General features: G+C 67.7%; 22 protein-coding genes and 1 pseudogene. 8 read left to right on the top strand and 15 right to left on the bottom strand.

Features of this window, described 5'->3' with window-relative positions; all coding sequences use genetic code 11:
• Positions 1-80 precede the first annotated feature (80 nt).
• The 5 genes from HTZ84_RS04765 to HTZ84_RS04745 all read right to left on the bottom strand — a co-directional run bounded on the left by HTZ84_RS04765 (position 81) and on the right by HTZ84_RS04745 (position 6291).
• The gene (locus HTZ84_RS04765; protein WP_174679620.1) at positions 81-1397 is read right to left on the bottom strand and encodes an ABC transporter ATP-binding protein; all 1317 of its coding nucleotides are present in this window, start codon (positions 1395-1397) and stop codon (positions 81-83) included.
• A complete protein-coding gene (locus HTZ84_RS04760) occupies positions 1394-2677 on the bottom strand; it encodes an ABC transporter ATP-binding protein (protein WP_174679619.1) in 1284 nt (427 codons plus the stop codon). Before HTZ84_RS04760 ends, HTZ84_RS04765 begins: the two co-directional genes overlap by 4 nt.
• A complete protein-coding gene (locus tag HTZ84_RS04755; RefSeq protein WP_174679618.1) occupies positions 2674-3669 on the bottom strand; it encodes an ABC transporter permease in 996 nt (331 codons plus the stop codon). Before HTZ84_RS04755 ends, HTZ84_RS04760 begins: the two co-directional genes overlap by 4 nt.
• Complete coding sequence (locus HTZ84_RS04750; RefSeq protein WP_174679617.1) at positions 3666-4655, bottom strand: ABC transporter permease; 990 nt, start codon at positions 4653-4655, stop codon at positions 3666-3668. The genes HTZ84_RS04755 and HTZ84_RS04750 overlap by 4 nt, the downstream gene beginning before the upstream one ends.
• Positions 4656-4725: 70 nt before the next feature.
• On the bottom strand, positions 4726-6291 hold the full coding sequence (locus HTZ84_RS04745; RefSeq protein WP_394353258.1) for an ABC transporter substrate-binding protein: 1566 nt from the start codon (positions 6289-6291) through the stop codon (positions 4726-4728).
• A 232-nt stretch (positions 6292-6523) separates the two neighbouring features.
• Between HTZ84_RS04745 and HTZ84_RS04740 the strand changes: the two genes are divergently transcribed.
• The 3 genes from HTZ84_RS04740 (at position 6524) to HTZ84_RS04730 (ending at position 8141) form a co-directional block, all read left to right on the top strand.
• Positions 6524-7162, top strand: a complete 639-nt coding sequence (locus HTZ84_RS04740) for a ribonuclease H family protein (protein ID WP_174679616.1) — start codon at positions 6524-6526, stop codon at positions 7160-7162.
• A gap of 79 nt (positions 7163-7241) precedes the next feature.
• Positions 7242-7706, top strand: coding sequence for a DUF2240 family protein (locus HTZ84_RS04735; protein ID WP_126661243.1), 465 nt, complete (start codon positions 7242-7244; stop codon positions 7704-7706).
• 24 nt (positions 7707-7730) lie between these two features.
• Positions 7731-8141, top strand: a complete 411-nt coding sequence (locus tag HTZ84_RS04730; protein ID WP_174679615.1) for a hypothetical protein — start codon at positions 7731-7733, stop codon at positions 8139-8141.
• A gap of 45 nt (positions 8142-8186) precedes the next feature.
• Here the strand turns inward: HTZ84_RS04730 and HTZ84_RS04725 are convergent, their stop codons facing one another.
• The 3 genes from HTZ84_RS04725 to HTZ84_RS04715 all read right to left on the bottom strand — a co-directional run bounded on the left by HTZ84_RS04725 (position 8187) and on the right by HTZ84_RS04715 (position 13556).
• Positions 8187-10823, bottom strand: coding sequence for a hypothetical protein (locus tag HTZ84_RS04725; RefSeq protein WP_174679614.1), 2637 nt, complete (start codon positions 10821-10823; stop codon positions 8187-8189).
• Positions 10824-11051: 228 nt separating this feature from the next.
• On the bottom strand, positions 11052-12032 hold the full coding sequence (locus HTZ84_RS04720; protein ID WP_174679613.1) for an alkaline phosphatase family protein: 981 nt from the start codon (positions 12030-12032) through the stop codon (positions 11052-11054).
• Between the two features lie 69 nt (positions 12033-12101).
• On the bottom strand, positions 12102-13556 hold the full coding sequence (locus HTZ84_RS04715) for a sulfatase-like hydrolase/transferase (RefSeq protein WP_174679612.1): 1455 nt from the start codon (positions 13554-13556) through the stop codon (positions 12102-12104).
• A 249-nt stretch (positions 13557-13805) separates the two neighbouring features.
• Here HTZ84_RS04715 and HTZ84_RS04710 point away from each other — a divergent pair, with 249 nt between their 5' ends.
• A complete protein-coding gene (locus HTZ84_RS04710; RefSeq protein ID WP_174679611.1) occupies positions 13806-15293 on the top strand; it encodes an oligosaccharide flippase family protein in 1488 nt (495 codons plus the stop codon).
• Positions 15294-15333: 40 nt separating this feature from the next.
• Here the strand turns inward: HTZ84_RS04710 and HTZ84_RS04705 are convergent, their stop codons facing one another.
• From HTZ84_RS04705 to HTZ84_RS04685, 5 genes are all read right to left on the bottom strand, one after another.
• Positions 15334-15993 (bottom strand): HAD family hydrolase, encoded by a 660-nt coding sequence (locus tag HTZ84_RS04705; RefSeq protein WP_174679610.1) that lies wholly within the window; start codon positions 15991-15993, stop codon positions 15334-15336.
• A 126-nt stretch (positions 15994-16119) separates the two neighbouring features.
• Positions 16120-17403 (bottom strand): cation:proton antiporter, encoded by a 1284-nt coding sequence (locus HTZ84_RS04700; RefSeq protein ID WP_174679609.1) that lies wholly within the window; start codon positions 17401-17403, stop codon positions 16120-16122.
• A gap of 35 nt (positions 17404-17438) precedes the next feature.
• Positions 17439-17927 (bottom strand): cation:proton antiporter regulatory subunit, encoded by a 489-nt coding sequence (locus HTZ84_RS04695; RefSeq protein ID WP_174679608.1) that lies wholly within the window; start codon positions 17925-17927, stop codon positions 17439-17441.
• Positions 17928-18015: 88 nt separating this feature from the next.
• Positions 18016-18384, bottom strand: coding sequence for a methylglyoxal synthase (locus HTZ84_RS04690; RefSeq protein WP_174679607.1), 369 nt, complete (start codon positions 18382-18384; stop codon positions 18016-18018).
• A gap of 59 nt (positions 18385-18443) precedes the next feature.
• Positions 18444-19139 carry an SDR family NAD(P)-dependent oxidoreductase gene (locus tag HTZ84_RS04685; RefSeq protein WP_174679606.1) on the bottom strand — a complete coding sequence of 232 codons (696 nt, stop codon included), beginning with the start codon at positions 19137-19139 and terminating at the stop codon, positions 18444-18446.
• A gap of 125 nt (positions 19140-19264) precedes the next feature.
• On the opposite strand from HTZ84_RS04685, the pseudogene HTZ84_RS23015 reads away from it, so the two are divergent.
• Positions 19265-19372 (top strand): annotated as a pseudogene (locus HTZ84_RS23015) (heavy-metal-associated domain-containing protein); the annotation flags it as partial.
• Positions 19373-19512: 140 nt separating this feature from the next.
• Here the strand turns inward: HTZ84_RS23015 and HTZ84_RS04675 are convergent.
• Positions 19513-21798, bottom strand: coding sequence for a heavy metal translocating P-type ATPase (locus HTZ84_RS04675; protein WP_174679605.1), 2286 nt, complete (start codon positions 21796-21798; stop codon positions 19513-19515).
• A gap of 132 nt (positions 21799-21930) precedes the next feature.
• Between HTZ84_RS04675 and HTZ84_RS04670 the strand changes: the two genes are divergently transcribed.
• Positions 21931-22728, top strand: coding sequence for a class I SAM-dependent methyltransferase (locus tag HTZ84_RS04670; protein WP_174679604.1), 798 nt, complete (start codon positions 21931-21933; stop codon positions 22726-22728).
• A 36-nt stretch (positions 22729-22764) separates the two neighbouring features.
• Here HTZ84_RS04670 and HTZ84_RS04665 read toward each other — a convergent pair whose 3' ends face one another.
• On the bottom strand, positions 22765-23646 hold the full coding sequence (locus tag HTZ84_RS04665; RefSeq protein WP_254611707.1) for a halocarboxylic acid dehydrogenase DehI family protein: 882 nt from the start codon (positions 23644-23646) through the stop codon (positions 22765-22767).
• A gap of 139 nt (positions 23647-23785) precedes the next feature.
• Between HTZ84_RS04665 and HTZ84_RS04660 the strand changes: the two genes are divergently transcribed.
• Complete coding sequence (locus HTZ84_RS04660; RefSeq protein ID WP_174679602.1) at positions 23786-24478, top strand: haloacid dehalogenase type II; 693 nt, start codon at positions 23786-23788, stop codon at positions 24476-24478.
• A gap of 157 nt (positions 24479-24635) precedes the next feature.
• Positions 24636-24914 carry a MarR family transcriptional regulator gene (locus HTZ84_RS04655; protein ID WP_174679601.1) on the top strand — a complete coding sequence of 93 codons (279 nt, stop codon included), beginning with the start codon at positions 24636-24638 and terminating at the stop codon, positions 24912-24914.
• Positions 24915-25022: the final 108 nt, after the last annotated feature.

Raw genomic sequence — 25022 nt, 5'->3', positions numbered from 1 at the left:
CGGGCCGGTATCCGATATCACCGACTGATAGCACCGACCGATTTCGGTCGGCCGGAGCCGCGCAATTCGACCGCGGTCGATCACGTCCACGAACTCGGGCCGTCCGTCCGCTCGGCGGCCGCCCCGTGGAGGTGACAGGCGACCGGATGCGAGCCGTCGCCGAGGTCGGGCGCCTCTCGTTCGCAGACGCTCTCGTACTCGGCCCGCAACCGGTCGGCGGCGGCCGCCCAGTCGCCCGCCGCGAGTTCCGCGAGCGCCTCGTCCACGACGGCCTCGTGACGCGGCGGCAACTCGGTCTCGAGTAACCGATTCTTCAGCGCTTCGGTCGCAGCGGGGACGTCCTCGTCGGACGCACCGCCGCCGGCGATATCCAACCGCTCGTCGGTTCCGACGGCTTCGAGCGAGACGTCCCGCCGCTCGATCCGCTCGCGGAGGGTCATGAGTTCGCGGTAGGTTTCCTGCTCGATGTCGAGGGTTTCGGGCGGGATCACCATCGGGCATCGGGTCCGGAACCGGCAGCCGCTGGGCGGGTCTCGCGGCGACGGCACGTCGCCGGCCAGCGTCTCCCGGTCGCGCTCGCGCTCGTCGGTCGACGCCCTGGGAACGCTCTCGAGTAGGGCCCGCGTGTAGGGGTGTTTCGGCGCCCCGAACAGCTCGTCGACGGGACCGATTTCGACGATCTCGCCGAGGTACATCACGGCGACGCGATCGCAGACGTGGCGAATCACCGAGAGGTCGTGACTGATCAGCAGGTAGGTGAGGTCGAACTCGTCCTGGAGATCGTCGAGCAGGTTCAGCACTTGCGCCTGGACGGAGACGTCCAGCGCCGAGGTCGGTTCGTCGAGCACGACGAACTCGGGTTCGACGGCCAGCGCGCGGGCGATGCCGATCCGCTGGCGTTGCCCGCCGGAGAACTCGTGAGGGTAGCGGTCGAACTGGTCGGCCGAGAGACCGACGCGCTCGAGGAGGCCGCGGACGCGGTCTCGCCGCTCTTCCTCGGTGCCGACGCCGTGGACGTCCAGTGGCTCCCTGACGATATCGCCGACGGTCATCCGCGGATCGAGACTCGAGAACGGGTCCTGAAAGACGATCTGCACCGCGCGCCGGAACGCGTCGAGGGCGTCCCCCTCGAGGGCGAAGACGGGCTCGCCGTCGAACTCGACCCGGCCGTCGGTCGGCTCCTGGAGCCGCACCATCGTCTCGCCGGCCGTCGACTTGCCGCAGCCGGATTCGCCGACCAGACCGAGGGTCTCGCCCTCGTGGATCTCGAAGCTGACGCCGTCGACGGCGCGGACGGGGACCGGTTCGTCGCCGAACAGCCGGTCGAGCAGCGAGTCGTGCTCCCAGAAGTACTTGCGGAGGTCGTCGACGCGGACGAGCGGGTCGCCGGCGCTCACTGGTGTTCACCTCCGGTCGTCTCGGTCGGCGGGTGCGACCGCTCTTCCGGCGGTTCCTCGTCGGGTTCTTCCGGCCCGGCGTGTTTGTCGGCGGCGGGTCGCTCCGTCTCGCCGAAGTAGCCCTCGGGCAACGCCCGCGTCTCGTCGTACGCCGTCTCGGCGAGGACGCACCGCGCCTCGTGGTGGTCGCTTCCCGCGGCCGGGTACTCCGGCGGATGCTCGAGGCAGTCCTCCATGGCCTTCGGGCAGCGGTCGGCGAAGCGACACCGATCGTCCTGTTCGTCGGCGAGCAGGCTCGGCACGTTCCCCGGGATCGGCTCGAGGCGACTCCGCGCGCCCTCGAGGTCCGGGATCGACCCGAGCAATCCCTCGGTGTACGGATGGACGTGGTCGTCGAAGACGTCCGCGAGGGTCCCCCGCTCGACGATCTCGCCGGCGTACATCACGCCGATCCGGTCGCACATCCGGGCGATGACGCCGAGGTTGTGGGTGATCAGCAGGATGGTCATGCCGGTTTCGGCCTGCAGGTCGTCGAGCAGGTCGAGGATCTGGGCCTGGATGGTGACGTCCAGCGCGGTCGTCGGTTCGTCGGCGATCAAGACGTCGGGTTCGCCGGCCAGCGCCTGGGCGATCATCGCCCGCTGGAGCATTCCGCCGGAGTACTCGTGGGGGTACTCGTCGGCCCGCTCGACCGGGTCCGGGATGCCGACCAGTTCGAGCAGTTCGATCGCCCGCTCGCGGCTCTCCGGCGTGACGTACGTCCGCGAGGGAAGCACCGTCGAGAGCGCGTACGAGGCGAGCGAGTACTCCCGGGTCCGGGCCCGCGTCGACCGCGGGGTCGCGCTGGCCCGGCGCTGGACTTCGACGGCTTCGGCGAGTTGCTCGCCGACCGTCAGCGTCGGATTGAAGCTGCTCTCGGGATCCTGAAAGATCATGCTGAACGAGGTGCCCCGAAGCGAGTCCCGGACGCGTTCGGGGAGCTCGAGCAGGTTCACGAACGTGCCGTCGACGGCGTCGGGGTGATCGTCGGCGACCGCATCGGCCAGCTCGGCGTCGTCGAACCAGATCTCCCCGTCGGTGATCCGCCCGGGCGATTCGACCAGGTCCATGATCGAGCGGGCGGTGACGCTCTTGCCGCTGCCGCTCTCGCCGACGATCCCGAAGACCTCGCCGCGTTCGATCCGCACGTCGAGCTCCGAGACCGCGTTGATCCGTCCCTCCTGCGTGAAGAACCGCGTCGAGAGGTCGCGAACGCGAAGTATGTCGTCCGGTGTCGTCATCCTCGTTCACCTTCGATGTTCGGATCGAGCGCGTCGCGCAGCCAGTCGCCCAACAGGTTGACGGCGATCACCGACAGGACGATCCCGATCCCCGGAATCGTCGCGATCCACCAGCGCGTCCGGAGGTAGTCCTGTCCGCGCTGGATCTCGTAGCCCCACGAGAGCGTCGTCCCCGAAAAGCCGAGAAACGAGAGCGAACTCTCGAGCAGGACGACCGCGGCGACCTGAATCGTCGCGAGCACGATCACCGGCGTCAGACTGTTCGGCAGCACGTGTTTGCGGAGGATCGTCCGGTCGCTCGCGCCGACGCTCCTGGCCGCCTTGACGTACTCCTCGGTGCGGACGGACATCGCCTCGCCGCGGGCGACGCGGGCGAACCAGACCCAGGTGACCAGCGCGACGACGATCGTGACGGTTCCGGGGATGACGGTGCGCTCGGGCATCCCGTCGGCCAGCCCCGCCATCACGATCGGGTCGGGAACGCTGATCCCCGAGGTGCCGAAGACGCCGATTAAGGCGAGCGCGAGGACCAGCGAGGGGAACGCCAGCATGACGTCGGCGATCCGCATCATCGCGTCGTCGACGCGGCCGCCGTAGTAGCCCGCGATCAGGCCGAACGGGACGCCCATGAGAACGGCGAGTCCGGTTCCGAGGAGTCCGACCAGCAGCGACGTCCGCGCGCCGTAGACGAAGCGGGAGAAGACGTCCTGGCCGATGTTGTTCGTCCCGAGGAGGTGCTCTTCGTTCGGTTCGACCTCGACTTCGACGAACTCGCCGTCCTCGCCGATCTGCGTGGTGTACTCCGCGCCCCGCGGCGGATACTCGTTGCCGTTCTCGTCGACGTAGCCGGTCCGCGTCGGATCGTGGGTCGCGATGATCGGCGCGAACACCGCCATGAGCAGGACGCCGACGAGGAGCACCAGCCCCAGCTTCGCCAGCAGGCTCCGGTCGAACTCCCGCTTCAGGTTCGATCGCAGCCGCTCGGGGATCATTCGTCGATCACCCGGGGATCGAGCGAGGCGTACAGCGCGTCGACGACGATGTTGATCAGGACGAATGAGATGCCGATGAAGACGATAATCCCCTGCATGAGCGGCCAGTCGCGGGCGTTCAGCGCCTGAATGAGTCGGTCGCCGAGACCGGGCCAGCTGAACACCGTCTCCGTGATGACCGCGCCGCCGATCAGCGTCCCCAGCTGGAGGCCGAGGACGGTCACGATCGGGATCATCGTGTTCCGGAGGACGTGCTTGTACCGGATCAACGCGGCCGGCAGCCCCTTCGCCTCGGTCGCGTCGACGTACGGCTTGCCGAGTTCGTCGAGCATCCCGCTGCGCGTCAGTCGCGTGATCAGGGCCGTGAAGTACGTCCCCAGCGTGATCGCCGGCAGGATGATGTGTTTGAGCCACACGACGAGTCCGGTGGCGTAACCGGTCGTCGCCAGGGCCGTCAGGGCCTCCGCGAGACCGACCGGCCGCCGACCGGTCGGGAACAGCCCGAGCTGCACGGCGAGCAGCAGGATCAACATCAAGCCCAGCCAGAAGTTCGGCGTCGAGATCCCGAGCAGCGAGAACATCGTCGCCCCGTAGTCGGCGGGTTCGTTCCGGCGGGACGCGCTGATCACGCCCAACGGCACCGCGATGAGGATCGCGATGATCGTCGCCGCGACCGCCAACTCGAGGGTCGCCGGGACCCGTTCGATCACCATCGCCTCGACCTGTCGACCCGACTGGAAGGAGTAGCCGAAGTCGCCGACGACGATCCCTCGCAGGTAGTCGGCGTACTGGACGTATATCGGTTCGTTCAGTCCGTACTGTTGTCTGACCTGTTCGCGGAGGTGCGGGTCGGCGGCCTCGCCGACGATCAGGTTCGCCGGATCGCCCGGCGAGACGGCCCGCAACGTGAACATGACGGTGACGACTCCCCAGACGACGAACACGCCCTGAAGGAGCCGTTTCACCAGGAATTTTCCGAGTGCCATCTGATGGTTACGTCGTTCGCCCCCTACGGGGGCAGTTCGGTCGGACGCCGTACGCCGACCGGGCGTCGATCTACTGGCTCATCTCCCAGGCCCAGATGGTCTCGTCCTCGCGGGGCTCCCACTGGACGTCCTGGCGGACGCCGTAGATGCTCTCCTGTAAGTGGAGGAAGATCCACGGCGCCTTCTCCCGGGCCAGCTCGTTGACCGCCTGTAGCTGTTGCTCGCGCTCTTCGGGATCGTCGATCTCCTTGCTCTCCTCGATCGCCTGATCGAGTTCCTCGTCGCGGAACGTCTGGACGCCGCCGCCCTCCTGGAAGAACCCGGAGACGCCGTAGTCGGTGTCGCCGGTGATGACCCCCCAGCCGATCATGAAGAAGGGGATCTCGTAGTCGTCCATCCCCGCCGAGTTCGCGTCGGAGACGACTCCGAAGTCGACGACGTCGACGTCACAGGAGACGTTCTCGAGCTGGTCGATCTGGTCGGCGACGGTCTGGGCGACGTCGGCGTCGTTCAGGTACCGTCCCTGCGGGGCGACCAGTTCGATCTCCGCCCCGCCGTAGCCGCTCTCCTCGACGAGGCTCTCGGCCTCGTCGGGATCGTAGGGGTACGGGTCGAGGTCGGGGTTGTAGCCGTTGACGCCCGGCGGGACCGGCTGGCTCATCGGTTCCCCGAAGCCGCTGAGGACGTCGTCGATGACGCCCTCGTTGTCGACGGCGTAGTTCATCGCCTGCCGGAATTCTTGACTGTCGAAGGGCTCCGCCTCGTTTTTCATCGGGCAGAAGATGTTCCGGAAGCTCGTCACCGTCCGGACCTCGGCGTCCTCGGTGTCCTGAACCGTCTGGACGTCCTCCGGCAGGACGTTGATAGTGAGATCGCTCTCCCCGGTCTCGAGCGCGGCGACGCGGCCGCTGGACTCCTCGTCGGCGTTGAACACGAGCCGCTCGAACGGCGGCTCGTCGCCCCAGTAGTCGTCGAACGGCTCGAGGACGATTTCGGTGTCCGGCGTGAAGTCGACGACCTCGTAGGGGCCGGTCCCGTTGAAGACGTCCGCCGAGTCGCCGACGATCTCGCCGCTCTCGGCGCTCTCCTGGTCGTCCGTCCACTCGCGGCTCATCGCTCGCGCGTAGTTCCCGAACTCGTACTCGGCGAGCGCGGCCGCTCCCGAGTACTCGAACCGAACGGTCGAGTCGTCGACCGCCTCGGCCCCCTCGATCGATCCCAACCCGGCGACCTGCGAGGAGGCGGGACCGACCTCCGGATCGATCTGGCGCTCGAGGGTGAACGCGACGTCTTCGGCGGTCAGGTCCTGGCCGTCGTGGAACTGTACGTCGTCGCGGAGACGCAACTCGGCGGCGCCGTCGCCGTGCTCCCAGTCTTCGACGACCCGCGACTCGGGCGCCTCGCCCGGTTGAATGTCGAACAGGGGTTCGTAGACGTGATCGAAGACGTCGAAGTAGTCGCCCGTGATGTGGTCGATGGGGTCGACGGTGTCCGGAAACTGCGAGAGCGTGATCACGAACTCGTCGTCGTCCGGCCCCTCACCGCCGAGACAGCCGGCGACCGCCACCGCTGACGCTGCACCCGTTGTCATCAGGAACGACCGCCGCGTCGCCCGTCCCTTTACTTCCCGTGCCATGTCCCCACATACCGTTCGAAAACACATAGGTATGGTGACACAAATAGCGATCGATGACGGTCGGTCGTCGATGACTCTCACCGCTGCTGGAAGTCTCTCCGCTAGTATCCGTCGGAACGCATTAGTAAACGGATCGTACCGCTGTTCGGCACAGTAGCACTCGGTAGCTCGATGTGTGGCATTTGTTATCGCGGACAGAATAGTTAAGTTGGCGAGCGGCTTAGTCGTTCGTATGGCCGCTCACGGCCGGTCCAACCTGCGGGACCTGTTCGACGAGTCGCCCACACCGCACATCGCCCACCCCCCGCGAACCCATCACCGGGACTTCTACGTCGCCACCGACGGCTCCTTCCGGGAGTCCGGCGGCGGACTGGGCGCTGTCATCGAAACGCGCGACGGCACCCGCGTCGCCCGCGTCGCGACCGCGGACGCGCCTCCGGACAACAACGTCGCCGAGTATCGGGCGCTCCACCTCGGTCTCGACGTCCTCGCCGCTCGCGCGCCGCGAGACGCCTGCGTCGGCGTGCTCGTGGACCACGACTCGTTGGCCAGCAACGTCAACAGCACCATCCTCGCGACGAACCATCCGGACGGCAAACCGCCGCGTCCGGTCTCGATCCCGCCCGCGTCGCGCAACCACTGGCGCGGTATCCAGGCCCGTCTCACCGGGTTCGGCGAGGTCAGGGCCGCGCGCATCGACAGCGGACAGAACCCGGCCCACCCGCTCGCGAACGCCCCCGATCGCTACCGACACGTCAACCAGGAACCCGAGCGCTGCGTCCTGCCGGAGACGCCGGAACCGGCCGCCGCCGAGTTCCCGCCGCCGTCTCGAGCCGATCGCAACGGCGGGAGCGGGCGCGCCTCGGACTGACGACTGACGCCGTCCCCCGCGTCCGCGACGGCGGCGCGGAACCGCCACCGTTATCTCGTCGTTCCGGCGACCTCATTCCATGAGCCTTCGCGTCGCGGTCGCCGCCCCGTTCATCCAGAACGGCACCCGGCGCCTCCAGGAAAACGAGTTCGTGGTCGCGCTCTCGCTCGACCGCGACTGGTTCTCGCCCGACCAGTCGAAACGCCTGATCGACGTCGCCACTCAGGACGGTCTCCTCGAGCGCACCGACGACGCCCTCGAGGCCACGTTCGATCCCGGCGAGGTGACCGTCCCCGACGAGTTCGTTCCCGACGAGGAACTCTTACAGGAGCGCTCGGCGTTCGAACGCGTCCTCGACGCGCTCGTCGCCGAGGGGATGGAGAAACACGAGGCGGTCGGCGCCATCAACCAACTACAGGACGACCTCGGTCTGACCATCGAGGCCGCCGCGGTCGTCTACGCCCGGCGAGAGGGCGTCGACGTGAGCGAACTGGTCCCCGTCGCGCGGGAGGCCCTCGCCGACGCGGAAGCCGAAGGGCGTTAGTTCCCGGCCGACCGATCGGAGGGTATGGTCGAGGAGCGGATCACCGACGGTCGCCGGATCGCCGAACTGCTCGCCTCCGAACTCGACGGCCGCGAGGACGACGAACTCGCGTCGATCGAGGTCGCGAACGCCGACCGCGACGTCGAGCCGACGACCGACGGTGCGCGCGCCTACGACGTGGCGCTCGCGCCCCCTCGCTCGGACGACGCCGAACGGATCGCGCGCGTTTTCGTCCACGAGGACAGGGCCCGACTCGAGTTCGAGACGGGACAGGAGGTCGCGGCCGAGGCGGCCCAGGACCTCGAGTTACGCGTTCGTCCGAAAGCGACGCGGCCGCCGCGAACGCTCGTGTTCGTCGAGAGCGGCGCCGCCGTCAAACGGGCGACGGACGTCGTGAAAGCGGTGGTTCGGGCGGAAAAAACGGAATCGTTCTAGCACAGGCCGCCCGCGGTTCGGGCGGCCGATTCTCAGCGGCTCGGTTCAGTAGTCGTCGGGGGTGATTCGGTCCTGATCGGCGTAGACGAACGCCGTCCCCTCGTCGAACGCGAGATCCGTCACCGATCCCGAGTAGCGGAACCGGTGGTAGCCGGCGTCGATCGAGCCGACGGCCGTCCGTCCGTCCCGAATCGAGGCCGCCTCGCTCGAGTCGTCGCCGGCGATCGCCGCGATCCGTCCGTCGACGCTCACCTCGTAGCTCGCGGGCGAGCCGTTGCTGACGATCGTGAGGACGTGGTCGAGTTCCTCGCCGTACTCGTTGGGGTCGACCCGCTCGTCGTCGAGGTAGACGCGGGCCGAGCCGTTGATCGTGAGCGACTCGAGGTCGCCGCTGAACTCGAAGGCGTCGCGCCAGCCCCGCAGCGAACCGCTCACGCGCCCGTCGACGATCGACGTGTCGTCGTTGATCGACGCGCCCTGGTAGTTCGTCGGTTCGGCGTCGCCGCTGACGCGGAAGTCGTAGCTGGTCTTACCGATGATACCGACGCCGTCGATCAACAGCGTGTGCACGGGGTCGTCAGCGGCGTGCCACGGCATGTCGCCCTTCCAGCCGTCGCCGGTCGCGCCCGAAAGCGGATAGCGGCCGAGATACGACGGTCGGTCGTCGACGAGCGGCTCGGCCGGGCCGTCGACGGTGACGTCGACGAGCAGCGAGTCGAACTCCCAGGCGTGGCGGCCGTCGACGACGCGACCCGCAGCGCGCGTCCCGTCGTCGCTGACCCACATGCGGGATTCCTCGACCGTCGCACCGTTGTACGTGGAGGGCTCGATCGGCCCTTCTTCGACTTCGAAGTAGTAGTCGGTCGGTTCGCTCTCGCCCTCAGCGACGAACTCGTAGGTGTGTTCGAACGAGTGGTGCCACGGCATGTCGCCCTTCCAGCCGTCGCCGGTCGCACCCGACTGCGGGTATCGATCGAGGTTCGACTGTCGGTCGTCGACGAGCGGCTCGGCCGGGCCGTCGACGGTGACGTCGACGAGCAGCGAGTCGAACGCCCAGGCGTGGCGGCCGTCGGCGACGCGACCCGCGGCACGCGTGCCGTCGTCGCTGACCCACATGCGGGACTCCTCGACCGTCGCGCCGTTGTACGTGGAGGGTTCGATGGGCCCCTCCTCGACCTCGAAGTAGTAGTCGGTCGGTTCGCTCTCGCCTTCGGCGACGAACTCGTAGGTGTGTTCGAACTCGCGTTCGCCGTCGGTGCTCTCGTCGGTGTCGGTGCTGTCGTCCGTGGTCTCGTCGTTGCTGCCGTCGGTTCCGTCGCTCCCGCCGTCGGGCTCGTCCGACGATCCGCTGTCTGTAGCGTGCCACGGCATGTCTCCCTTCCAGTCGTCGCCGGCCGCGCCCGAACGCGGGTAGCGGTCGAGATTCGACTGTCGGTCGTTGACGAGGGGGGTAGCCGGACCGTCGACGGTGACGTCGACGAGCGGCGAATCGAACTCCCAGGCGTGGCGGCCGTCGACGACGCGGCCCGCGGCGCGCGTGCCGTCGTCGTTGACCCACGTGTACTCCGGTTCGATCGTCGCGCCGTTGTACGACGAAGGCTCGATCGGCCCTTCTTCGACCTCGAAGTAGTAGTCGGTCGGCTCGCTCTCGCCTTCGGCGACGAACTCGTAGGTGTGCTGGAGGTTCTCGTGATCGCCGCGGGTTCGCCGCTCGCCGCCCGAGGCCGCCGCCTCGGCCGACGTGGGAACGCCGTCGGGAATCGAGAGATCCGGAGCGCTCGAGACGGCGCTGCCGACGGTGACGGTCGAGCCGGCGCCCCGACGGATGTTGCCGCTGTAGCCGCCGCTCTCGAAATTGGCGCGGCCGGGCGAGTTGTTCGCGCCGGCGACCAGCGCGTACGGGTACGGGCCGTCGGAGAAGTTCGAGTCGCGGATCGTCACGGTGCCGCCGTTCCAGACCCAGACGGGGCGGCCGTTCGTCTCGCCGTAGCCGCCGTAGCCCTGCCCGTAGTCGGTGTTATCGTTGTACGCGACGCAACCGATGATCGCGTCGTTTCCGCTCGCGACGCGGTACGTCGAAACGCCGTTGTTCTTGCCGAAACAGTACTCGAATCGGGCGCTGCCGCCGTGGGCGGTGTTCGAACAGTAGAAGGCGTTGTTCGGCCACCCCTGTACGTTACAGCGGCGGAACGTCACGTCGGCGTTGTTGTTCCGATGCATGAAGACCGCGCCGGGCCCGTGAACGAAATCCGCACCTTCCTTCGTCGACCCGTCGCCGAGATAGACGTTTTCGACGAGCACGTCGCCGCGGCCGGCGTTGATCGAGATCATGAACCCGTCGCCCCGGTGGAGGCCTTTGAAGCCGACGTTCCGAATCGTCGAGTTCGCTCCGTTGACCATCAACAGCACGCTGCTGCCGGTCGTGAGATCGATCAGTTTGTTCTCGAACGTTTCTCCGCTGCCGATGTTGATCGTCTGTCCCTGGGCCCGAATCACGTCGTAGTCGGCCGCGCTCGCAGCGCCGGTCGCTGCGGTCACTGCGGTCGCCGCGGCCGTCGTTGCCCCCGCCAATTTCAGGTACGAGCGACGGTCAAGTAACGTGTTATTATCCCCGTAATCCGCTCTCTCGGGGTTCGCACCGCTGGATACACCATCATCCGATACTGCAGGATCGCGTGCCATACGATGCTGTAATTCTCCGTTTCCTATATAAGTCTTCTCTTAATTATTGAATAAAACAAACAGAATATCATTGTACCATGACCAAATGTATAATTATGATTGAAGTTGTGGAGATATTTTTGATAAAGGATAGATCGGTACGACGGGAGCCACCGAGGGACGTTTGTTCCTCGCAGCGAACGTCTATCCGAGCGGCGGACGGGTCGCTTCGACGGCGTCCGGCCGCGACTAGACGTAGCCGAGCGCGCTCAACCGATCCTCGACCGCGTCGTCGTCGGCATCCGTCGCGTCGTCGGCCGCGACCGGCGGTTCCGAGACGACCTCCCGGCGCGTGGCGCCGTCGACCTTGAGCCACGGAACGGTCAGCAACTGATCGACGTGGAGTCCGCGCGGGTGGCCGTACAGCCGGATCGGCACGGGAACGCCCCGCTCGCCGATCAGGTTTCCGTGGTCGGCGGTCACCACGCTCTTTCCGTCGAGCGCCTCGAGGAGTGACTCGACGTGGGGCAGGACGATATCGAGGTTCTCCCGGTAGGCGGCTACGACCGTCTCGGCGTCGATATCCTGGTCGTGGATGAGTCCGAACCAGGGGTTGGGCGCGCTCGAGCGCTCGTCGTCGTCCAGGTGGTGCTCGAGACCCTTGTGCGAGAACCGTTCCCCGGTCGGGCCGAGAAACGGGAAGTGGGGCTGCATGAAGTGGACGATGAGCCGCTTGTCGGGGAACCGATCGCGGGCGGCGATCGCCTCCTCGACGACCGCGTCCGGCCGGACGGTCCGTGCGTCCTCGTCCCAGCGCCGATCCAGGAGGTCGACGACCGCGTGAAACACGTCGCCCTCGAGTTCGTAGACGTGGGGATTGGCGGTGACGTACACCGTGTCGTGGAGGTCCTTTCCCGCGAAGTTCGCCTCCATGAACTCCCAGCTGTCGCTGCCTCGGGATCGTTTCCGGGAGAGCGTCCCCTCCAGGTCCGACTGGGCGGCGAACATATCGTGCCGACAGCCGTCGAGGATGAGCAGGTTGTCCCAGTCGGCGTCCATCACGTCGATTCCGTCGTCGGTTCCCCGGTGCTCGTTTCGAAACCGGGCCGCCCGCGAGTTGATCCGCAGACCGAGCGTGAACAGTTCCTTCCGGAGGAGCCTGGGATTCCGAACGACCTTCTGGAGGTTCTCGAGCGAGTATCGCTCCGGGAGAACGGATCGAGTAGCCATGTGTTCGAACCCGTGACTCACATCGTCCTTTGTTAGTCTCCCGTGACGACCGATTATCCGGCCGTTACCTTAGACGTAGCCGAGTTTCTCGAGGCGGTCCTGCACGCCCGCGTCGACGTCGTCGGTCGAGCCGTCGTCGGCGTCCTCGAGCGCCCGTCGCTTGGACTCGATCGCGTCGGTCTCGAATCGGCCGGTCGCCCAGTCGGGGACGGTCCCTCGCGGTTCGTCGTCGCTCGGGCCGTCCGTTTCACGCTGGACCTCGCTCTCGTCGCCGACGCGGCGCTGCCAGCACGGGCGGTCGCGATCGAGTTCGTACTCGCGGCGGTTCCCCAGCGAATCCCAGACGTACTTCGTCGACCCGTCGTAGGCCGCCCGCATCAGCCGATCCCAGTACTCCAGTCGCTCGGGCGGTTCGGGGCCGGCGCTCATGCCGACGTGTTCCGCGACGACGCGGTCGGTCGCGGGATCGACGACCTCGTCGCGGGCCATCGCCGCGAGCAGCGACGGCAACTCGAGGTGGGAGACGAACTCGGATTCGGTTTCGGGGTAGCCGTCGGGCGGGTTGACGACGAGCAGCGGCACGTGTAACAGCCCCTCGGAGAGGCTGCTCTTGTGGCGGACGAGTCCGTCCTCGCACTCGTACCCCTGATTCTCGCCGTGATCGGCGGTGATCACGACCGTCGTCTCGCGGGCCGTGTTCGCCCGCACCCAGTCGACGAAGTCGGCGATAGTCCGGTCGAGGTAGTCGATCGCCGCGCCGTACAGCTCGCGGCGCGTCTCGAGGAACTCGCGGTGCTCCTCGGGGGTCTCCATCAGCTCCCAGACGGTCCGATCGGCCGTCGTGAACGCGTTCGACGCCGCGCGAAGCGATCGGTCGAACGCGCGGAGGTTCCGAAGCGGGGTGTGGGCCTCCATGAACGAACCGAACAGGACGAACGGTCCGTCGGTGTCGTCGATCAGCCCCCTCGAGGTGCGGGTGACGGCGCGCGCACCGTCGTCGAACAGCTTCGGAATCGGCGCGTCCTCGGAGACCGTATCGAGGAAACCGGTAACGCCGTTGGCGAGGCTGTACAGCGGCTGGTCATGAGAGAGCGCGGTACGGAGGAAGTCGAGGTAGACGGCCGGTCCCGACCGGTCGCTGGCCGACCGAACGGCGACCGGATCGACTCCCTCCGGAAACCGGTGGGCCTCGGTGACGTCGACGAACTCGTCGAAGAACGCGTCGAAGCCGTACGGCGAGCCGGCGAAGACGTTCGTACTCACCCCCAGCGCTCGGTGTGACTCGAGGTCCCCGAAGAGCGTCGCCGAGCGATCGATCCCGGAGACGTGCGGGTCGTGAGTATGAACGCCGTGTTCGTGCGGGAGCGCCCCGGTCACCATGCTGGCGTAGCTCGGGGCGCTCCAGGAGCTCGCGGCCCGACACTGCTCGTACGACAGGTCGGCCCGCCCGTCGAGCCGCCGGGCGTACGCGTCGAACGTGTCCTTCCTGACGGAGTCGAGACAGAGCAAAACGACGTTTCGCATAGCGGTCACTCTTCTCGAACACTCATTGTTACGAACCAGTTATCGGCGACCTCCCGGAGCGGGTGACCTGTTACAGATCGATTATCACGAGTTGCGACGACAGTCATCGGTCGAATACTGACCGCTGGGCCGACCGTCGTCCCGCCTCTGCGTGAATCGCCAGCGGCGCGCGGAGCGCGATGCCGCCTCGAGACCGCGGGGGTGGTAACCGGACCACTACAAAAGGGGATGTCGGAGAATCCATCGACGATGTCGAACGACTCCGCCGGAATCGCCGATCTCCGCTCCGTCGCCGACGGCGCGTCGCTGCACTATCTCGGCACCGTCGTCGTCAACGTCGTCGGATTCCTGTTGAACCTCCTGTTGACCCGGCTGCTCGGCGCCAGCGTGTACGGGATCTACGCCTACGGGACGATGATCCTCAACGCGGTGTTGCTGTTCGCCACCGTCGGGACCGACGTCTCGATCACGAAGTACCTCTCGGCGAACCGGGACGATCCCGCCTACCAGCGCCGGATGCTCGGGCTGGCCTACCTGACGACGATCGTCGGCAGTCTCGTCACCGCGGCGATCGTCTACACCGCCGCCCCGACGATCACCGCCCACACGCTCGAGGAGCCGATGCTGACGACCGCCCTCCGAATCTTCGCCATCGCGTTGCCGTTTCAGGCGCTCGGCAAGATCGCCTCGAGCACGGTCCGGGGCCTCGAGAAACCGACCGAGAAGACCGTCATCATGGTCGTCGGACCGACGATCAGGCTCGTCGCGATCGCGGCCGCCGTGGCGCTCGGCTACTCGCTGCTCGGTATCGCGGCGGCGTTCGCGGTCGCGGCGGTGATGGCCGCGCTGTTCGGGATCGGCTACTCGCTGTCGCGAACCGATCTCCGGCCGTCCGGGCGCTTCTCTCGGTCCGAGACGACCGAGTTTTACAACTTCTCGGCGCCGTTGACGCTCTCGAAGGCCTCGTCGTTCCTGTTCAAACGCGTCGACGTCTTCATGGTCGGCTTCCTGCTGGCGTCGGCCGACGTCGGGATCTACAACATCGCCGTCCTGCTCGCGGGCGTGATCGCGATGCCGCTGGCCGGCTTCAACCAGTTCTTCCCCCCGGTGGCCTCGCGGCTGTACTCGAACGCGGAGTACGACACGCTCGAGTCGATATACGCGACCGTCACCCGCTGGTCGATCACGGCCTCGGTCGCCATCGCACTCCCGTTGTACGTCTACCGGACCGAGGTGCTCACGCTGTTCGGTCCCGAGTTCGTCGCCGGGACGCTCGTCGTCACGCTGTTTATCGCCGGGCAGTTGTTCAACGCCGCCGCCGGGCCGGCCAACGACCTCCTGACGATGACCGACCACCAGTACCTCGTGATGGGTAACCACTTCGTCTTCGGCGTCTGTAACGTCGTCCTCAACTACTACTTCATCGTCGAGTTCGGGTTGATCGGCGCCGCGCTCGCGACGGCCGCCGTCCTGGCGACCCTGAACGTCGTCCGCGTCCTCGAGGTGTGGTACCTGGAAGGGTTGTTCGCTTACTCGCCGGCGCTGTGGAAGCCCTGCGTCGCCACCGCCGTCAGCGCCGCCGTCATGTACGGGCTCCGGCTGTACCTCGACGGGCCGGTCGTCGTCTTCGTCGGCGGGGCGGCCGGCACCGCCGCCTTCCTCGGGACGCTGTACCTGCTCGGGCTCGACGAGCAGGACATCCAGATCGCGGACGAGTACCTCGGACTGGTCTCGTAAGCGGCGAGAATCGACCGCCGGTCGGAGTCGCTCGCCGCCGCTACGCGAGGTCGTCGAGAATCGTCGGCAGTTCGGTCGCGATCGACGCCTGTTCGACGTGCGCCACCGCGCGCGGGTCGGGATCGGGGCCGTCCGCCAGAAGGACCTGGATCGCGTCCATGCCGGCGTCGGTCGACCCCGAGACGTCGGCCTCGACTTCGTCGCCGACGTAGACGGCGTCGCGGGGGTCGACGTCCAGTTCGGCGGCGATAGCCTCGAACGCGCGCGGATCCGGTTTGCCGGCCTCGAGCTCGCCGGTGACGAGCGCGGCGTCGAAGGCGTCCTCCCAGCCCAGCGTCGCGAGTTTGTCCCGCTGGGCGCGGACGGGGCCGTTGGTGAGCAGGCCGACGCGGTACTCCCCGCGGAGGTCCGCGAGCATCGACTCGACGCCGGGCAGCGGCTCGAGGGCGTCGGCGATCGTCTCGCGGTAGGCGTCGGCGACCGCGGCCGGCTCCGCGTCCGTCTCCCGCTCGGCGAGCAGGTCCGCGAAGATCGGTTCGCGCGTCTCGCGCGTGAGGTTCCGACGGTGGGCCGCGAGGTACTCCTCGCGGGAGAGCGACGGCGCGTCGGCGGCGGTCGTCGCCTCCGAGAGCAGCGTCGCTCGGTCCCGCGTGGGGACGGCCAGCGTGTAATCGAGGTCGAAGACGACCGCCCGTGGCATAGACGTCACGGGGGACTGGAGGAGGTTGAAGCTATCCCTTTTCAGCGGTCGGGACCCGAACTCGCGGAGCGTCGGTCGTCGTCCGGCCGTCGCTCAGTTGCCACCCAACCGGCGTTCGGTCGGCGCTCAGTCGTCGCTCGACGGTGACGTCGACCCGATCCCCGCCTCGAGTCGCGGGACGACGACGGATTCGATCGCGCTCGAGTACTGCATGAGCGTCGTCCCGACGACGCTCATCACCAGGACGTAGCCGACGGCGAAGGCGTAGACGTCCTCCGCGATCGGTTCGGGGAGCGCGGTTCCGGCGCCGGAGAGCGCGAGGCTCGCGATGATCAGCGAGAACTCGCCGCGGGTGGTCATCCCGAGGCCGACCCGAACCGACCGGCGCTCGCTCAGGTCGTAGATCCGGCCGCCGAGGTAGCCGCTTAGCAGTTTCGTCGGCGTCGTCGCCACCGCCGCGACCGCGATGAGTCCCGCGACGCCGAGGAACAGCGACGGGTCGGTCGACAGTCCGATCCAGAAGAAGAAGATCGCCGCGAAGGCGTCCCGCAACGGCTCGAGCAGGTTCTCCAGATCGTGGACGTGCTCGGTCGCGGAGAAGGCCATCCCGACGAAGAAGGCGGCGACGGCCTCGCTGACGCCGATCGACAGGGCGATCCCGGAGATCAACACCGTGATCCCCAGCGCTCGGAGCACGACGAACTCGTGGGAGTCGGTCTCCAGGCTGCGCTGAAACCACTCCGTTCCGAGGTAGACCAACAGGAGCAACACGAGGATGAAGCCGACCGCGACGCCGATCTGGCCCAGCGCCTCGCCGACGGCGCCGCCGCCGAGCACCAGCGCGGTCGCGACCGCGAGATAGACGGCGATAAAGAGGTCCTCGAAGACCAACGTCCCGAGCATCGCGTCGGACTCGTCGTTGGCGATCCAGCCCAGATCGATCAGCGACTTCGTGATGATCGCGCTCGAGGAGATGTAGACGATCCCGGCGGTGAGGAAGGCGGCGAGGAACGAGCCGAACAGCGCGTAGCCGAGCAGGAGTCCGACGCCGAAGTTGATCGCGAGATCCACCGCTCCCGCTTTCCCGATTCGCTCCTTCGAGGCGATCAGCCGGTCGAGGTTGAACTCGAGGCCGAGGAAGAAGAGGAGGAGGACGATCCCGATCTCGGCGCTGACGTGAACGAAGTCGGTGTCGGCGAGCGCGAGCTCGGCGCCGTGCGGGACGAGCTCCGTCCCGAGCAGCGCCGGGAAGTCGATACTCCCGAGGACGTAGTCGCCCAACAGCATCCCGACGAGGATGTAGAACGGGATCACCGACTGGTTGATCCGGTTCGCGACGAGGCCGGCCAGCGCGACGGCCCCGAAGAGGATCCCGACGTCGATCAGGGCGGTCGATTCAGCAGTTGCCACTCGCGGACACCTCCGACGGAACCGTCATCGGGCGATTATACCTCGTCCCCCAACAGCGTCTCGAACTCGGCGCACTCCTCGCGCTCGCCGATGACGACGAGCGTGTCGCCGACCTGGAGGACCGTCTCCGGCGTCGGCGGTGAGATCAGGTCGTCGCCCCGTTGGATCGCGATGACCGAGACGCCCGTCCGATCCCGGATGTCCGCCTCCTCGAGGGTCTGTCCGGCGATCTCGGCGCTCTCGGCGACGTTGTACCACTCGAGATACGTGTCGTCCGAGAGCATCGTCTCGACCGCCTCGGCCTGTACGGGCTGGAAGTAGGCGCCCTCCAGAATCGTCCCGATCTTCCGGGCGAGCCGATCCGAGACCTCGAACAGCTTATCCCCGTCCGCGTCCGGATTCGCCTTCAGGTACACCTCTCGCTTCCCCGTGTTGTGGGTCACGATGACGAGTCGCTCCCCGTCCTCGAGTTCGACCTCGAACTTCTTCCCGACGCCGGGGAGGTCGCTCTCGTAGATGGTCATACGGAGACGTTCGCCGCGCAGATATTAAAGGGCGGCTGTACAGCGTCCGAAACCGGTCGCTGTGGCCGCGAGATGAGCGAGTGACCGATCAGTCGGCCAACCCCTCGATGAGAAACTCCGCGGACGAGTGATTCGTCGCCAGCGCGACGTCGTGAACGTCACAGATCCGCAACAGCGCCGAGATGTCGGGTTCGTGGGGCTGGGCTCGCAACGGATCCCGGAGGAAGACGATGCCGTCGAGTTTGTCCTCCGCGACCTCGGCGCCAATCATCAGGTCGCCCCCGAGCGGGCCCGACTCCTTGCGTTCGATCTCGAGGTCGGTTTCCTCCTGGAGCCGTTTCCCCGTCGTTCCGGTCGCGATCAGCTCGTACTCCCGGAGTTGGTCCTCGTGTGTCTGCGCGAACTCGATCAGGTCGGGCTTCTTCTCGTCGTGGGCGATCAGCGCGACGCGAGTCATAGGGAACGATCGATTCCCGACGGGATAACGCTAGGCTCTGTCGGGACCGATTCGCCGAGTCAAAACTCCTCGACGTGCGGCCGGAGGTCCAACTCGAGGGTCCACGAGGACCGATCCTGCGTCACGAGGTGCCAGTAGGAGTCGGCGATGGCGTCCGGATCGAGGAACGCCGCCGCGTCGCGATCGGACTCGTCGACGTCCGGCGGCCGGATGCCCCCGTCGATCACGACGTGGGCGACGTGGATCCCCTCGGGGCCGAGTTCGCGGGCCATCGACTCGGCCATCCCGCGGACGGCGAACTTGGCCGCGCTGAAACCGATCGCGCCCTCTCGGCCGCGGACCGCCGACGTCGCGCCGGTGAAGATGATCGTGCCGCCGTCCCCCGCGAGCATGTCGTCGACGGCCGCCTGCGAGCACAGCAAGGCGCCGGCGGCGGAGACGCGCCAGGCCCGTTCGAACGCGTCCGGCGAGATCTCCCGCAGTCCCTGCCAGGCGCCGCCGCTGGCGTGATTGACGAGGACGTCCACCGGGCCGAACTCGTCGCGGACCGCGCGAAAGCCCGCCTCGACCTGCTCGGGGTCCGTGACGTCCGTCGGGACGGCGACGGCGTCGTCGCCGAGGTCGTCCGCCAGGTCCTCGAGGTAGTCCGCCGAGCGAGCGAAGAGCCCGACTCGACAGCCCTCGGCGACGAATTTGCGGGCGAGCGATTCTCCGAGTCCGGGGCCGACGCCGGCGATCACGGCTGTGCGCGTCATGTGGTCAGCGACGGTCGCGGTGACTACCGTTCGGGGGCCAGCACTCGCGGGGTCCGATCGACCGACGCGGGCCGGCGATCGGCTCCCGCAGAACGGGCTCTCTCCTCGAGCGGGAACGTCTTCGTATGGAACGACGGACGATTTCGGTCAGCGGGATGTCCTGCAACGGTTGCGAACGGAACGTCGAGAGCGCGCTGACGACCCTCGAGGGCGTCTCGGACGTGGCGATCGACTACGAGGACGATGCCGTCGACGACGTGGCGGCGGACGACCCCCACACCGCCATCCGCGGGGTCGACCACGAGGCTCCCGACCGCAGAGCGACGATACGATCGCTCGAGGCGCACGTTTCGACGTGTCCTCCGTCGAAACGTCATCCGTTCGTCCGTTCGTCCGCCGATTCCGTTTCGCGGACGGTGAACTCCGCGTTGAGTCCCTCGCTCGAGAGAACCTGCCCGGCGAAGCTGTTCGCGAGGACGGCCGTGACCGACAGGACCATCGCGATCATCGCGAACACCGGGTGGACGAGACCCGTCGTCGCCGCCGCGACGCCGACGCCGTTGAACGCGAACGCCGCGAGGAGGTTCTGGCGGGTCTTCCGGTAACTCTCGCGTCCGATCTCGTCGGCGTCGACCACGCCACCGAGGCGCTCGCCGACGAGGACGACGTCGGCCGATTCGATCGCGATATCGGTCCCGGCACCGATCGCGATTCCGACGTCGGCCTGCGCGAGCGCCGGCGCGTCGTTGACGCCGTCGCCGACCATCGCCACGCGGTGGCCCGCCCCCTGTAGCCGGCGGATCTCCGTCCGCTTCTCGTCGGGGAGGACGTCGGCCAGCACGCGGTCGATACCGACCTCGTCGGCGACCGCGCGGGCCGTCCGCTCGTCGTCGCCGGTGATCATCACGGGCGCGATCCCCGCGTCCCGCAACCGTCGGACGGTCGCGGCGGCGTCGTCCTTGATCTCGTCGCCGATTCCGAGCAGACCGATCAGGTCGCCGTCGCGCGCGACGCCGGAGACGGTGAGTCCGCGTTCTCGGAGTCGCTCGAGGTCGTCGACCGCACTCGAGACGTCGACGCCCTCGGACGCGAGCCAGTCGGGCTTCCCGACCAGCACCGCGTCGCCGCCAACCGTCGCGCGGACGCCCTTCCCGGTCACCGAGTCGAACGCGTCGGGATCGTCGTACTCGAGGCCGCGCTCGTCGGCGCGCTCGAGGACGGCGTCGACCAGCGGGTGTTCGCTGAACGCCTCGGCCGTCGCTGCGGTCGCGAGGACGTCGGTATCGGTCCGGTCGTCGTCGAAAGACGCGACCTCAGCGATACTGGGTTCGCCGACCGTGATCGTCCCCGTCTTGTCGAACACGACGCGGTCGACGTCGGGGAGGAGCTGGAAGGCGTCGGCCGATCGCAGCAGGACGCCGCGCCTGGCCGCGGCACCGCCGCCGCGGATGAGCGCCAGCGGCGTCGCCATCCCGAGCGCGCAGGGGTAGCCGAGCACGAGGACCGCGAGCGCGGCGAACGCGCCGCGTTGCACGTCAGGTCCCGTTCCGAACGGACCGCCCGACCAGACGGCGGGAGCGACGAGCCAGAACAGGAACGAGAGCGCGGCGATCGCGAGGACACCGGGGACGAAGTACCGGAGGACGCGATCGGCGAGCCTGACGATACCGGGTTTCGTCGCGCGGGCCGCTTCGATCTCGCTGGCGACCCGGTTCAGGAACGCGTCGTCGCCCGTCGCGGTGACCGCGACGAGCAGCGTGCCGGTCTCGTTGACGCTGCCGCCGATCACCTCGTCGCCCGGGGTCTTCTCCTCGGGGACGGACTCGCCGGTGGCCACCGACTCGTCGACGGCCGACTCGCCCTCGCGGACCGCGCCGTCGACGGGGACGCTCTCGCCGGGTTTGATTCGGACGCGATCGCCCTCCTCGAGGTCGTCGACGGGGACCTCCTCGGCGGTGCCGTCGTCAGCTATGCGGCGAGCGGTATCGGGCCGCAGCTCGAGGAGATCCTGTACGGCCCGCGAAGCGCGGGTACGGACGAGCAGACTGGTGTACTCCGAGAGGACGTGGTAGGTCGTGACGAAGACCGAGACCGCGAAGAAGTGGACCGTCGGGAAGTGCGGAAAGACCGTCAGGCCGAGGAACCCGCCGAGGAGTCCCGCGAACGCGCCGGCCTCGAGCAGCACGTGCTGGTTGAAGATTCCGCGGCGGAGGCTGTTGATCGCCTTCTCGAGGATGTAACGGCCGGGGCCGAACATCGTTACCAGCGCGAGACCCAGCACGGCGAGATCCATCGGTAGCGATGTCGACTCGAACCGTCCGACGACGACGATCATCCACAGCATCAGTGCGGCCGTCGCGACGGAGGCGCCGCCGGCGAGCGCGAGGCGTCGCTTGCCGGCCTCGAGTTCGGCCTGCTGCTCCCGGAACCGCTCGCGCTTATCGGGATCGCGGATGGTGTAGCCGAGATCCCGCAGCGCGTCCTTCAGCTCGACCGCGCTCACCCGGTCGTCGTCGTACCGCACGCGGACCTCCTCGTGGGCGAGGCTCACGTCGGCGTCCGCGACGCCGTCGGTGCGGTCGTAGGCCTTCCGGATGCTCTCGGCGCAGAACGAGCAGCTCATTCCGCCGACGGCGAACTGTTCCCGGGCGGTTCCCATCGTTCTCGTCTCGCTAGGGACTCGAGCGCCAAAAGCGACCGCTCGACACCGATCGCGGCGGCCGGTGTTCAACTGCCGCGACGGTGACGAACCCGACGGCCGATTTTTGTCCGTGGCGACCGCACACGGCGTATGAACGATCCGCCGGAGTCCGACGACCGAGCATCGCGCCACGTCTGGTCGGCGGGCCGCTATCCCGCGATGGCGCCGAACATGCTGCCGGCCATCGCGCGGCTGGTCAACGCCGCGGGGATCGATCCGGGAAACCGCGTCCTCGACGTCGGTTGCGGGACCGGCAACGCCGCGCTGACGGCCCGCCGGTCGGGCGCCGAGGTCGTCGGCCTCGACCTCGCACACGGTATGCTCGAACTCGCCCGCGAGAACGCCGCGCTCGCGGGGTACGACGACATCGGCTGGCTCGCCGGCGACGCCGAGGCGCTCCCGGTCCCCGACGGCGCGTTCGACGTCGTCCTCTCGAACTTCGGCCACGTGTTCGCGCCGGACTCGACGGCCGCCGGCGCGGAACTGCGCCGCGCGACGAAATCGGGCGGCCGGGTCTGCTTCACGGCGTGGTCGCCAAACGGCGTCGTCGGCGATCTCACCGAGGTGCTGACCGACCACGTCGACGAGTCGCCCAGCGATCCGTGGTCGCACCTCCGGTGGGGCGATCCCGCGTTCGTCCGCGAGCAGTTCGCCGACACCGACCTCTCGTTGCAGCGGCGCCACCTCGAGTTCCGCTACGCCACGCCCCACCACTTCTGGCGGGAGTTCGCCGAGGAGTCCGGCCCGCTGTCGCCGGTCCTCCGGCGGATGGACGACGACGAGGCCCGCGACGCGCTCCGCCGGGACGCCGTCGCGGCCTTGGAGGAGTGGTTCGGCGACAACGCGATCCGCGTCGAATATCTCCAGGTGCGGGCCGTCATCGAGTGACCACGCGCGACCGGATCGAGGTGTGGCGACGCGCGGTCAGAGCGATCGCTCGCCGCCGGCACCGAGCGTCGCCGCGTAGACGACGAGCGCCGGTAGCACCGACTCGATAGCACCGCGGTTGAACTGCCGGACGAACTCGCCGAGGTCGTCGATCGTCGACTCGTCGAACCCGCGATCGGAGAGGGCCGACGGCGACAGCTGCGGGACGTACGGAAGCTCGGCGCAGTGGTCGCCGACGATCCCGTCGGCGTCGTCACAGCCGCGCTCGAAGGCGTCGCTCTCGAGGACGTCCGCGAGGTCCGACCAGGCCGGTTCGAGGTAGTTCGGCCACTGGGCGAGACAGCGATAGATGCTCGGCAGCCCGCCCTCGAGGCCGTGAAAGTCGCGGATCTCGTCGACGGTCGGCTCGAGGTCCGCGGGAATCGCACCGTCGTCGAGCATCGTCACCGACAGGCCGCGATCGCGGTCGAGCCATTCGGGAAGGGGTGCCGTCGACGGCTCGCCGGTCGGCTCCGGGTCCGGAAGCTCGTCGTTCATCGCCCGATCGCAGATCGCGAACGTAAACGCCAGTCGCGGCGCCACGACGTCGAACGTCGCGACCTGACCGCGGAGCTCGCGCCACTCGGGCGGCCGGAGATCGAGGTCGGCGCGCCGGTAGCGCGGGACGTCAGCGGGGGCGTCCTCGAGCGACGAGCGCACCGCGTCCCGGTAGGAGACGGTGAACCGGCCGAACGCGCGCGTCTGGAAGAGCGGCTTGCATTGGGCCCACAGGTATCGAGTGAATTCGGGTTCGTTGGCCGTCAGCGTCCGGAAGAACCAGTTGACGATCGGCGCGCGAAACGTCCCCTCGACGTCCTCGTACAGACCGCGGCGCCAGCCCGTCGCCTCCCGTTCGTACAGCTGTTTGCTCGGGTCCATGCGAGTTGCCACGACGGAGACGACCATCAGTCTCGGGCCGGCAGCGGTTCGAACTGATTCGAATCGCACTCGACTCGCCCGCGATCCGATTCGCCGTCGGGCCAAGCTATTTCGCCGTTCGCGGGGTACCGAGACCGTCATGTCGTTCGATCCCGACGCGGTCGAGACGCTCGCGTTCGACTCGTACGGTACGCTCGTGGACGTCGCCGCGGTCGCCGAACCGATCTCGGAACGCGTCGACGAGTTCGACCCCTCGCTCGTCGCCAAAATCTGGCGCCAGCGCTCGCTGGCGAACGCGATGGTCGGCAACGCGATCGGCGAGTACGACGCGTTCTACGAGATGAACCGCAACGCCCTGCGGGTCGCACTCGAGACGGTCGGCGTCGAACTCGACGCGGACGAGCGCGAGGAGATCCTCTCGACGTACCACGAACTGCCGGTCTTCGACGACGTCCGCGACGGCATGGAGCGCTTCCGGAACCTCGGATACGACTGCTACGTCGTCTCGAACGGCAACGAGGAGATGCTCGAGTCGCTGGTCGAGGGCGCCGACCTCGGGGACGTCCTCGAGGACGCTATCAGCGCCGACGAGATCGAGCAGTTCAAACCCCAGCCCGAACTCTACCGCCACGCCGCCGACGAGATCGGGACGCCGATCGAGGAGATCGCCTTCGTCGCCGCGGGCTGGTGGGACGTCCCCGGTGCGATGAACGCCGGGATGCAGGGCGTCTGGATCAACCGGTCGGACACGCTCTGGGGGCCCTACGAGACCGAGCCCGATCTGACGATCGACAGTTTCCACGACCTGGCCGAGGAACTCGAGGCGGACTGATCGAGGCGCGACGACTCTCGAGTGGCAGCAGTCTTCGAGAAGACGTATGTCGACGGTCAGCCGCGAGCGCGACTCTCCTCCGGCTGGTTTCGCAGCGGCCGGCCACCCAATATAGTATAGAGAACCATTAAAGAGGCTCCGCGGCCAGAGGGGGATAATGAGCGAACAGGTCGTACTCACGTCGAATACAGCCCCGGACGCCGTCGACGACGTCCCGCCGAGCGCGAAACTGGTGTTGACCGTCCTCGCACACGAGGGCTCTCTCACGCAGTCGCGACTCGCCGAGGAGACCATGCTCCCCGCTCGAACGGTCCGCTACGCCCTGAAGCAACTCGAGGAGCACGACCTCGTCGACTCCCAGATCTCGTTTGCGGACGCCAGACAGCGCGTCTACTCCATCAACGGCGATCGGTTCGCGGAGTCGAACGCTCGGTGACCGGGACGGCCCTCGTGGCTCGGGCTCGAGGGCTGTTCCGCGCGGATCGCGCCGATCGGCTACCGGCTACGACAGCTTACACGTCCGAATACCGACGGACGCGAACTT

It is taken from the genome of Haloterrigena gelatinilytica, assembly GCF_013342145.1.
Lineage (GTDB): Archaea > Halobacteriota > Halobacteria > Halobacteriales > Natrialbaceae > Haloterrigena > Haloterrigena gelatinilytica.
The sequence above is the reverse complement of the archived record's forward strand: the minus strand, read 5'-3'. Positions and strand labels throughout refer to the sequence as shown.

Bases quoted from the DNA above. Each gene is read 5' to 3' on its own strand.
- HTZ84_RS04760 (WP_174679619.1), bottom strand. From the start codon at position 2,677: ATGACGACACCGGACGACATACTTCGCGTTCGCGACCTCTCGACGCGG.
- HTZ84_RS04755 (WP_174679618.1), bottom strand. From the start codon at position 3,669: ATGATCCCCGAGCGGCTGCGATCGAACCTGAAGCGGGAGTTCGACCGG.
- HTZ84_RS04750 (WP_174679617.1), bottom strand. From the start codon at position 4,655: ATGGCACTCGGAAAATTCCTGGTGAAACGGCTCCTTCAGGGCGTGTTC.
- HTZ84_RS04745 (WP_394353258.1), bottom strand. From the start codon at position 6,291: ATGGCACGGGAAGTAAAGGGACGGGCGACGCGGCGGTCGTTCCTGATG.
- HTZ84_RS04740 (WP_174679616.1), top strand. From the start codon at position 6,524: ATGGCCGCTCACGGCCGGTCCAACCTGCGGGACCTGTTCGACGAGTCG.
- HTZ84_RS04735 (WP_126661243.1), top strand. From the start codon at position 7,242: ATGAGCCTTCGCGTCGCGGTCGCCGCCCCGTTCATCCAGAACGGCACC.
- HTZ84_RS04730 (WP_174679615.1), top strand. From the start codon at position 7,731: ATGGTCGAGGAGCGGATCACCGACGGTCGCCGGATCGCCGAACTGCTC.
- HTZ84_RS04725 (WP_174679614.1), bottom strand. From the start codon at position 10,823: ATGGCACGCGATCCTGCAGTATCGGATGATGGTGTATCCAGCGGTGCG.
- HTZ84_RS04720 (WP_174679613.1), bottom strand. From the start codon at position 12,032: ATGGCTACTCGATCCGTTCTCCCGGAGCGATACTCGCTCGAGAACCTC.
- HTZ84_RS04715 (WP_174679612.1), bottom strand. From the start codon at position 13,556: ATGCGAAACGTCGTTTTGCTCTGTCTCGACTCCGTCAGGAAGGACACG.
- HTZ84_RS04710 (WP_174679611.1), top strand. From the start codon at position 13,806: ATGTCGAACGACTCCGCCGGAATCGCCGATCTCCGCTCCGTCGCCGAC.
- HTZ84_RS04705 (WP_174679610.1), bottom strand. From the start codon at position 15,993: ATGCCACGGGCGGTCGTCTTCGACCTCGATTACACGCTGGCCGTCCCC.
- HTZ84_RS04695 (WP_174679608.1), bottom strand. From the start codon at position 17,927: ATGACCATCTACGAGAGCGACCTCCCCGGCGTCGGGAAGAAGTTCGAG.
- HTZ84_RS04690 (WP_174679607.1), bottom strand. From the start codon at position 18,384: ATGACTCGCGTCGCGCTGATCGCCCACGACGAGAAGAAGCCCGACCTG.
- HTZ84_RS04685 (WP_174679606.1), bottom strand. From the start codon at position 19,139: ATGACGCGCACAGCCGTGATCGCCGGCGTCGGCCCCGGACTCGGAGAA.
- HTZ84_RS04675 (WP_174679605.1), bottom strand. From the start codon at position 21,798: ATGGGAACCGCCCGGGAACAGTTCGCCGTCGGCGGAATGAGCTGCTCG.
- HTZ84_RS04670 (WP_174679604.1), top strand. From the start codon at position 21,931: ATGAACGATCCGCCGGAGTCCGACGACCGAGCATCGCGCCACGTCTGG.
- HTZ84_RS04665 (WP_254611707.1), bottom strand. From the start codon at position 23,646: ATGGACCCGAGCAAACAGCTGTACGAACGGGAGGCGACGGGCTGGCGC.
- HTZ84_RS04660 (WP_174679602.1), top strand. From the start codon at position 23,786: ATGTCGTTCGATCCCGACGCGGTCGAGACGCTCGCGTTCGACTCGTAC.
- HTZ84_RS04655 (WP_174679601.1), top strand. From the start codon at position 24,636: ATGAGCGAACAGGTCGTACTCACGTCGAATACAGCCCCGGACGCCGTC.